The organism is Candidatus Nitrosarchaeum limnium BG20 (assembly GCF_000241145.1).
In the GTDB taxonomy this organism is placed as follows: Archaea; Thermoproteota; Nitrososphaeria; order Nitrososphaerales; family Nitrosopumilaceae; genus Nitrosarchaeum; species Nitrosarchaeum limnae.
Window position 1 is genome coordinate 18,755 of the sequence record NZ_AHJG01000099.1, and the last position, 8,436, is coordinate 27,190.

Here is an 8,436-nt window from a genome sequence, read left to right on the forward strand (position 1 = left end):
TATGATTTATAGTGATTTTTAATTTTAGTTGGTTTTAAATTATTTTTAATTTTCATAGATCTGTCTTTTGATATCTGTCAAGTTATCATTGAATACTTCTATTCCTTCATCAAATAACTCCATTGTATTTTCAACAGCGTTTGATTGATGTTCGTCTATTCTTTTGTTTGTGAGAAACTGACCTGATTCGTGAATATATTTCTCAAAGACCATCCCTAAAACAAATTCATGAATGTCTTTGATTTCCCAGTTTTCTTTTGTAGAATTTACCATGTTAAAGTACTTTGGAATTTGGCTTGTTGCAATTTTTAACAGATTTTCCAATTCTTTTTTATCTTCTAATTTGAGACCCATGACTTGTGATTTATTTCAAATTGTCTCAAATAAAGAGTTTTGATTGGTTAAATTGATAATGTTATCTGAGGCTATCTTATTTTTTTTCGTGAATTTTTTTCACAGAATATCTGTCAAAATAATCTTACCAAAACAAGTAACCTTTCTCACACTTTCCCGGTTATACAAATCTCTAAACTTTAAGCCATGACACATGACGATATCGATATCATCGGTAAGAACGTCAAAGACATGTACGGAACATTCATGGGAAAAGTCATTGGAACTATAACTGACATTGATGGAAGCATCCAATCAGTTGGCGTTGACTGCGGTTCTCAGGGATTACAGCAAATCCAATATGAGCAACTAGTAGTTCAAAGCAGTGTTGTTATATTCATTCCAAAATGGAGACTAGACTCTCAAAGACTTTTACGCGAAAAACAACTGACCCTGCGCCGTCTAAAGGCCTTGATTGATATTGTTTCAGAAAATGATGACATGAAAGAAGATGCCGAAATAATTCATGAAAAATACAAGTCAAAACTTGAATCATTGGATGAACTAGAAAATCAAATCAAAGCTAAACTAGATGCAAGACACGCAGAGCTAGATGAACAGCTAAAGTCCACAAAGATGTTGCTATTTGATGCAAAGGTGCAATACAAGAGCAACGAGATCTCAGAGAATACATTTGAGACAGTGAAATCATGCGCTACAGAACTAATTGAGCATGTAACTCACGAATCCTCAGAAATCTCAAATGTCAAGAGACGAATTGCAGATCTCGATGCAGAAGTAACAAGTGTTACAGAACCACCGCAAAAAGAAACCCAAGAATCTGCCGTATCATATCTGGGCAATTCTGAGCAAGAACAACTAGTTCAGACCATACTTCCAGAGGCCCCAACAGATCCAGTCATTGACTCAGAAGCATCCCTTGCTGCTGAACCAAAATCACATCTGCCAACACCTCCCAAAGAGGTTAAAAAAGAAACATCTCACTACGACGACTGGCTTAGCCGAATGGAAGCACAATAATTTTTTTAAATTATTTTTTCTTTAACATTTACAAGTCTGTACCTCTACAAAATTTTGATGTCCGAAATTACTATCGGCCTTGGAAATAATGATGTTAAAACAAGATTAGATGCAGATTCTAATTTTATTGGATTTTGGGAAAAACAAGCAAAAAATCTTTCATGGTTTTCATCTTGGGAAAAGACTCTTGATTGGAATCCTCCATTTGCAAAATGGTTTGTAGGAGGCAAAATTAATGCTTCATACAATGCATTGGATATTCATCAAAAAGACAAATCTGACAAACCTGCAATCTTGTGGGAAGGGGAAAACGGTGAATCTAAAATTCTTACTTACAAAGACATGTGGGTTCAAGTTCAAAAGCTTGCTAATGTACTAAAATCATTAGGCGTTCAAAAAGGCGATAGAGTAACAATTTATCTTCCAATGATTCCAGAACTGCCAATTTCGATGCTTGCGTGTGCCAGAATTGGGGCAACACACACGGTAATATTTTCGGGATTTAGTGCATCTGCAATTAAAGACAGAATTGATGATTCAAAATCAAAAGTTGTGATTACTGCTGATGGTGGTTATAGGAGAGGTAGTGTAATTAGCCTCAAAGAGATCATTGATGAGGCAATCAAGGATTCAAAATCTGTAAAAAACGTTATAGTAGTTGAGAGAACAAAGACAAAAATCAAAATGTCTTCCAAAGATTTGTTTTGGAATGCTTTACTTGACAATGCTTCTGATATATGTCCTCCAGAAAAATTAGACAGCACACACCCGCTCTTTATTTTGTATACTTCTGGAACTACTGGAAAACCAAAAGGAGTGCTTCATGGAACTGGCGGATATCTAACTCACTTGCATTCTACATTCAAGTGGGCTTTTGACATCAAAGACTCTGATGTTTATTTTTGTACTGCCGATATTGGATGGGTTACAGGTCACAGCTATGTAGTTTATGCACCATTATTGCACGGTGCAACACAAGTGATGTATGAAGGCGCACCTGATTTTCCTGATGCATCAAGAATGTGGAATATTTTACACAAATACAAAGTAACAATTTTTTATACTACTCCGACTGCGCTGCGAATGTTTATGAGATTTGGAGATGACATTCCAAACTCTTTTGATCTTTCATCACTTAGATTATTGGGAAGCGTAGGTGAGCCGATAAACCCAGAAGTTTGGAAATGGTATTTCAAAATAATTGGAAAAGAAAAATGTCCAATAATTGATACATGGTGGCAAACAGAAACTGGTGGAATGCTGATATCTGCATTACCTGGGTTGGAAACAATTCCTCTAAAGCCTGGTTCTGGCACTCGTCCAATTCCTGGATTGCAAATTTCTGTAGTCGATGATGATGGAAAAGATGTTTCTGCAAACACCAAGGGATATCTTGTAATAAAAAATCCGTGGCCTGGAATGCTTTTGACCCTTTGGGGAGATGATAAGAAATACCGTGATGTTTACTGGTCAAAATACAAAGACTGCTATTATCCTGGAGATTATGCACTCAAAGATTCTGATGGATATCTCTGGTTATTAGGTAGAGCAGATGATGTTCTAAAAGTTGCAGGTCATAGAATAGGAACTGCTGAACTTGAAAGTTGTATCGTTTCTCATCCTGATGTAGCAGAATCTGCAGTATGTGGCATTCCAGATCAACTAAAAGGTGAGGTGATAATTGTCTTTGCTGTTTTAAAACAAAATACAACACTTGATGTAAAGACTCTTGAAAAAGAATTGATTACAAAAATAAGAAATGATATTGGAGCAATTGCAACCCCTAAAGAAATCTATTTTGTAACAAAACTACCAAAAACCAGAAGCGGTAAAATTATGCGTCGACTATTAAAAGCAATATCTTCCAATGAGACAATTGGGGATGTAAGTACATTAGAAGACGGTGCTGCAGTTTCTGAAATTCAATCTACGCTTGAAGAATTAAAAAAATCCATTAAATTAAGATCTGAATTTTAATTTTTATTTAATTTTTTCAAATCAGTTGATAAAAGCATATCAAACATTTTTTTTAATCCATCATATTCTGATTTTGAATTTTCATCCAGTTTACTGTATTCGTTATTTTTTATATCATCTAGTTTTTCTTTTGCTTCTTTGAAATATTCTTGAAATGATTTGATCTTTTCATCCTTTAATTCTGAAATGTCAAAAATCACTGTATTGCTTCCAAGCAAATTCTTTTTTTCATCATAGAGACTTGTTGCCTGTAGGATTCCTGGAAATGTGTTGCCATCCTGCTTTTTGAATGTGATTTTTCTATCTGTTACTTTTCCCGTTTCAAACCATGCCTTTAGTGAATCGTTCATGACTTCCCAAGAATCTTTTGGAACATGTTCAAAAATTGATTTACCAAGAATTTCTGATTTTGCATATCCTAGTTTGTTGGCATAAGTTGAATTACAATCCAAAATAATTCCAATCGAATTTATTCTTCTCCACATGATTGGGGCATCTTTGAGAATTTTTCTTGCTTCTGTTTGCAGCATTTTTTAATTTATTTCTGACTAGTTATTAAATTGAAATCTTACAAAAACTCTTAATTTCTAGTCTAAAATAGGCACGAAATTTATAATTATTCTTTTAGCTTACTTTCCATAAAGATGTCAGAGCCGTACCAGCAATATCTGAAATAATCCAAACTCCACTCGTGAAACATGGGATCATCTGAATAAAACATTTCACTAAGATCTGATTTTCCATCAATTGTTGGAAACATTATGCATACTTCTTTTTCATTCATGACGATCATTGTCTGTACATTTTTTGTCATCTTTCTCTCGATTAATCCTTTTTCAACTAACTTGTCATATCCCAGTTTTTTTAGTAACTCTTTTCTTCCTTTTGGAATTATTGCAGATTCTGAAAAAATATAATTGAATTTTATTCCTTTTTTGACTTGTTTAACCAATGGCTCTATTAGATCTAATGGTACTTCTGATAATATCTCATAAATGTATTCTGTAGAATTTTTGTAAATACTCTTCCACTGTTCCAATGTTTTTGAAACTCCTGTAATGTGCTGACTAACTGCAAGTTGACCACAACGCATTTGAAATTTATGAGGAACTTCACCAAAATGATGTTTCTCAAAATATTTTCTATTTTGTAAAAGAAAAACAAGTGATGGTACTTGAGTGCATACAATTTGACCGAAAGTAGTTAATTCATATGTTCCATCTGTTTTCTTTTTGATTAGCCCACTTTCTTCAAGTCTTGAAAAATTTCTATGTACTTCTTGCTTTGTTGCATCGATTTCTTTTGCAAAAGCAGTGGGCGTCAAATTTTTACTTAATAATCTAAATAATATGTTTAATCTTTGAGGACTTGCAAGCTCTAAAACATAATCTGCTGTTTTGTCAATTAAATCTGTCATTAATTGTTCATAATTTTATTTCCTAAAAAACTTAGATGGACATAGATGTCAAAATTTACACTGCTATGCTGATTTTAGATCTCTTTGCAATACATTTCGAGTGAATTTGCTCATCTGTTAATTTTTGACATATCTTACATTCAAACTGTATTGCTTGATGGCATACATCACAATACTTTGCAATGGACGGCTCTTTACCACATTTTCTGCAATTATCAGTTCTCATAAAATATACCGTGTGAAATCAGAGATATGTGTCAGTCAGCTGATTAGCTTACTCGTAATCATAGAATTGTACCATACCCTAAGAATCTCTACGAGTAATACCAATCATGAAAACAACACAAATCTCAAATTGGGACAAAATGGTTCACGCACCATTTAGAAAGGTCGTAAAATTCGATCTTATCTGTATCGGAATTGGTGCAGTGATAGGAATGGGTGCTGGAGCCTATCTTGTTGCTAGCGGATTATTAGGCTAGCAGCACTATTTTTTTAAATTATCCAACTTTTGGATTTTTTTGATAAATTATCAAACTATTTTTTCTGCTTAGGAAATTGAATAATGGTCAAAACAAAAATAATTGCTCCAAATATCCAAGTGATGAAATCGTCATAATATATCCCGCTAGCTATTAACACAAGACTTCCAATAATTGATGCAATGCCAAAATAAAATCTTAGTTTTATTCTATTTGGAGTTACTTCCACTGGCGTTTTTGACTCTGTTTTTATGTTACACTTACAATTTGGGCAATATCTTAAACTTGTTTGAAATTCAAATCCACACTCGTTGCATATCATACTGTTTGTTCTGATTATTCATTCTGAAAGTGTTCTCTTAAGGATTTGTAATTTAGAACCACTGATCCAAATTCTGACTCTTTTTTTCAAGTGCTTTTTTGAGTCTATTTAGTGACGATTGTATTCTGTCTTCTGAAAAACTTCTTTCTTTTAGATAGTTTGTCATTCCCTCATAATCTACCTGACCAAAAACTATCTCATCTACTTCAGCTACAATTGGTTCAAGAAATATTTTTCGAATCTGTTGATAATCTATCTCTTGTAGTTGCTCCTGGATTTGAGGAATATCTTCTAAACATGAATGTTGCTTGATCATTTTTAGTGCTGTTTTTGGTCCTATTCTATCAAAGCCGTTTGGGTTAAAATCGGTTCCAATTAAAATTCCAATATCTACTAGTTGCTCTCTTGTCACACCTAATGCATCAAGTGTTTTTTGGGTTTCAATAATCTCCGGCTCAATTTCCACATACGTGTTTCTATTTGGAATCTTTCTTCTGCCACTGTTTGTAAAATTTCTTATCAGTCTTTTAGCACCACACAATATGGAGTCAAAATCTTGACTAGCTGATGCATATGCTTGCCCTGTGTTTGTAAGATGTGCCGCCATTGCCTCTCCTTCAGAGGGTGCATCGATATATGGAATACCAAAATACGTTAGAATTTGTTTTGACTCTTTTACCATTCCATCTTTCATGCTAGTTGTTTGCTGGGCAAATTTTCTTGCATCTTCCATGTTCCCAGCAGCTATGGCTTTTTCATATTTTACAGTTGCATCTTTTTTGATTTGTTTTCTTCTCTCAATTTCTGCTGTTTTTAGTGATGGTGGTTTTCCATCAAAAACATAAACCGGTTTAATTCCTAAAGATAAGAAATTGATATTTCTGTACAGTAATCCGCTTAGATGACTTGTAATCCTTCCTTCAGAGTCTGATAACTGTAATCCATCTGGGCCCCTTATACTTGCTAAAAACTGGTAAATTGCATTGTATGCATCAATTGCAATGACTTTGGAGGAAAATGCTTCTAATGTTGTCTTGTCTCTAACTACCAGTTCTTTTAGATTTAATCCCATTACTTTGAGATATTTTTAATGCTATTTTGTGTTTATCGTTTATGATAGTACAAATACCTGTTTTTGTTGTTTTCTAGATATAATGAAAAATTGGTTTTTTGGGCTGGTGTTAGTTTCATTGTAGGTGGGATTACTAGTCTTGCACTGACTCTTGGAGCAACTGCATCTCTTAGCCATATTGAAGATACATCAGGTTATTCTATTGGATGGATAATTGTTGGTGTTACATTGATTGTAATTGGATTTATTAAAAAGAAAAACCCATCTGATAAATGATTTGAATTTACCAGCAAATTTAAAAGAAAAAATATATCAAATCAAGCAAGACCCTCAAAATAATTTCAAACTAGTTTCTTATTTTCCGTTATCTGACCAAGAAAAGCAAATCATTGCTAAAGATTATGGCGTTGTTAAATTTCACTCTATTTTCTCTGATCAAGTCACTGAATCAGAATGGAATAAATCTAAAGCACAGATAATCAAGCGATTCCAAGATGAATTATTCCATATGGACTAGATTTAATTTTTTGAAGATCTGATTTGCTTTATTATGTGGTACTTCCAAGATTTCTTGCCAGGTTAGCCAAGTGGTACGGCGGCCGTCTCGAAAACGGCTACGCGCAAGCGTGCAGGGGCTCGAATCCCTTACCTGGCGCTCTTGATATAATATGTTCATACTAATAATCAGGAAAACGTGATCCATTATTTGCCCTCAAAAATGGTTCTGACCTTTGCGTATGTGAATCTCAAATATCTTGAACTAAATCTCTAAAGACCATTTGATTCATTATATTCTGATAAATAATTTGTTGGGTTTTTTTAAAATTAATTGAATACACAAAAATACTACAAAATAATAATTTTAAAAAACATATCTTGTAATTTTTTCACTGGGTATGTATATCAAGTTTAATTTTTTTATATTGACTTTTGTAATAATTACATCTTTTAATCATTTTATTTCAAAATGATGTACCTTAAGTACATGCATTATATTCACTTCTTCATGACTTCATTAAATAACAGAATATTTGTTATTTCAGCACTGATTATGACTGCACTTTTGACTGTTGTGGGAACACAACAAGTACAAGGTGCAGTTGGCGACTATGTAGCAACTGTTAACTTTGATACTGCATGTCCTTCTAGTATAGGGACTGGAGTTGCATTTGACGGAACCCATCTTTGGTATTCTTGTTATGCATCAACTCCTGACTTATACAAGGCAGATCCAACAACTGGAGCAGTCTTAGCAAGTTACACCATTTCAACCGGTCTTGGAGCAATTGCATATGATAGCACAAATAATGTTATTTATGCAGGTCCTGGAGGCGGAAATTCATGTGCAATACTCAAGATTAATCTTGATGCCAACAAAAATGTAGTTGGTAACTCTGTATTGTTTACAAACAATGCAGTTTGTACTGGATTGGATGATGGTCTTGCTTATGACGGAACAGATAACACATTCTACTATAGTCCAGATGGAAGTACAACAATCACACACTTTGACTATCTTGGAAATGTTTTGAATGCCTTTACTTGGACTGGTCCAAGTTGTTACAATAGCGGTTTAGCTATTGGTGGCAATTTACTATTCCAAGGATCCAATGGATGTGCACATGTATATGTAGTTGACAAGACAACATTGGCACCTGCATATGACTTTGCAACAAACATTGGAGCAGATCCAAACTTTAGAGATGAAGATCTTGAATGTGATACCAACACATTTGCATCACAAGGAAAACAAGTGATGTGGTCAGTTGAAGCATACGAACCACGAAGAGCT

10 protein-coding genes and 1 tRNA gene are annotated in these 8,436 nt (G+C 33.9%); 6 read left to right on the plus strand and 5 right to left on the minus strand.

Features of this window, described 5'->3' with window-relative positions:
- Nucleotides 1-45: 45 nt before the first annotated feature.
- The gene (locus tag BG20_RS03205) at nucleotides 46-354 is read right to left on the minus strand and encodes a hypothetical protein (protein WP_010190842.1); all 309 of its coding nucleotides are present in this window, start codon (nucleotides 352-354) and stop codon (nucleotides 46-48) included.
- 186 nt (nucleotides 355-540) lie between these two features.
- Here BG20_RS03205 and BG20_RS03210 point away from each other — a divergent pair, with 186 nt between their 5' ends.
- Together BG20_RS03210 and acs are read left to right on the plus strand one after the other, a co-directional pair.
- A complete protein-coding gene (locus BG20_RS03210) occupies nucleotides 541-1,374 on the plus strand; it encodes a CdvA-like protein (protein WP_048097022.1) in 834 nt (277 codons plus the stop codon).
- A gap of 57 nt (nucleotides 1,375-1,431) precedes the next feature.
- On the plus strand, nucleotides 1,432-3,351 hold the full coding sequence (gene acs, locus BG20_RS03215; RefSeq protein ID WP_010190844.1) for an acetate--CoA ligase: 1,920 nt from the start codon (nucleotides 1,432-1,434) through the stop codon (nucleotides 3,349-3,351).
- On the opposite strand, the gene BG20_RS03220 is transcribed toward acs, so the two are convergent.
- The 4 genes from BG20_RS03220 to fen all read right to left on the minus strand — a co-directional run bounded on the left by BG20_RS03220 (nucleotide 3,348) and on the right by fen (nucleotide 6,644).
- On the minus strand, nucleotides 3,348-3,881 hold the full coding sequence (locus BG20_RS03220) for a PAS domain-containing protein (RefSeq protein ID WP_010190845.1): 534 nt from the start codon (nucleotides 3,879-3,881) through the stop codon (nucleotides 3,348-3,350). The two genes, acs and BG20_RS03220, sit on opposite strands and share 4 nt — an antisense overlap.
- A gap of 86 nt (nucleotides 3,882-3,967) precedes the next feature.
- Nucleotides 3,968-4,768, minus strand: coding sequence for a helix-turn-helix transcriptional regulator (locus tag BG20_RS03225; RefSeq protein ID WP_010190846.1), 801 nt, complete (start codon nucleotides 4,766-4,768; stop codon nucleotides 3,968-3,970).
- 537 nt (nucleotides 4,769-5,305) lie between these two features.
- The gene (locus tag BG20_RS03230) at nucleotides 5,306-5,572 is read right to left on the minus strand and encodes a hypothetical protein (protein ID WP_010190847.1); all 267 of its coding nucleotides are present in this window, start codon (nucleotides 5,570-5,572) and stop codon (nucleotides 5,306-5,308) included.
- A 52-nt stretch (nucleotides 5,573-5,624) separates the two neighbouring features.
- Nucleotides 5,625-6,644 carry a flap endonuclease-1 gene (gene fen, locus BG20_RS03235; protein ID WP_010190848.1) on the minus strand — a complete coding sequence of 340 codons (1,020 nt, stop codon included), beginning with the start codon at nucleotides 6,642-6,644 and terminating at the stop codon, nucleotides 5,625-5,627.
- A 90-nt stretch (nucleotides 6,645-6,734) separates the two neighbouring features.
- Here fen and BG20_RS03240 point away from each other — a divergent pair, with 90 nt between their 5' ends.
- The 4 genes from BG20_RS03240 to BG20_RS03255 form a co-directional block, all read left to right on the plus strand.
- A complete protein-coding gene (locus tag BG20_RS03240; protein ID WP_133936201.1) occupies nucleotides 6,735-6,920 on the plus strand; it encodes a hypothetical protein in 186 nt (61 codons plus the stop codon).
- Between the two features lies 1 nt (nucleotide 6,921).
- Nucleotides 6,922-7,161: a hypothetical protein gene (locus tag BG20_RS03245; RefSeq protein ID WP_010190851.1), complete on the plus strand. Its 240-nt coding sequence runs from the start codon at nucleotides 6,922-6,924 to the stop codon at nucleotides 7,159-7,161.
- A gap of 56 nt (nucleotides 7,162-7,217) precedes the next feature.
- Nucleotides 7,218-7,299 (plus strand) — tRNA-Ser (locus BG20_RS03250).
- A gap of 351 nt (nucleotides 7,300-7,650) precedes the next feature.
- Nucleotides 7,651-8,436 (plus strand): hypothetical protein (locus BG20_RS03255; RefSeq protein WP_010190852.1); only part of this gene is annotated, 786 nt, incomplete at its 3' end.

Excerpts from the sequence above, each read along its gene's own strand:
- BG20_RS03220 (WP_010190845.1), bottom strand. The coding sequence starts at position 3,881 with ATGCTGCAAACAGAAGCAAGAAAAATTCTCAAAGATGCCCCAATCATG.
- BG20_RS03210 (WP_048097022.1), top strand. The coding sequence starts at position 541 with ATGACACATGACGATATCGATATCATCGGTAAGAACGTCAAAGACATG.
- acs (WP_010190844.1), top strand. The coding sequence starts at position 1,432 with ATGTCCGAAATTACTATCGGCCTTGGAAATAATGATGTTAAAACAAGA.
- fen (WP_010190848.1), bottom strand. The coding sequence starts at position 6,644 with ATGGGATTAAATCTAAAAGAACTGGTAGTTAGAGACAAGACAACATTA.
- BG20_RS03225 (WP_010190846.1), bottom strand. The coding sequence starts at position 4,768 with ATGACAGATTTAATTGACAAAACAGCAGATTATGTTTTAGAGCTTGCA.
- BG20_RS03205 (WP_010190842.1), bottom strand. The coding sequence starts at position 354 with ATGGGTCTCAAATTAGAAGATAAAAAAGAATTGGAAAATCTGTTAAAA.
- BG20_RS03230 (WP_010190847.1), bottom strand. The coding sequence starts at position 5,572 with ATGATATGCAACGAGTGTGGATTTGAATTTCAAACAAGTTTAAGATAT.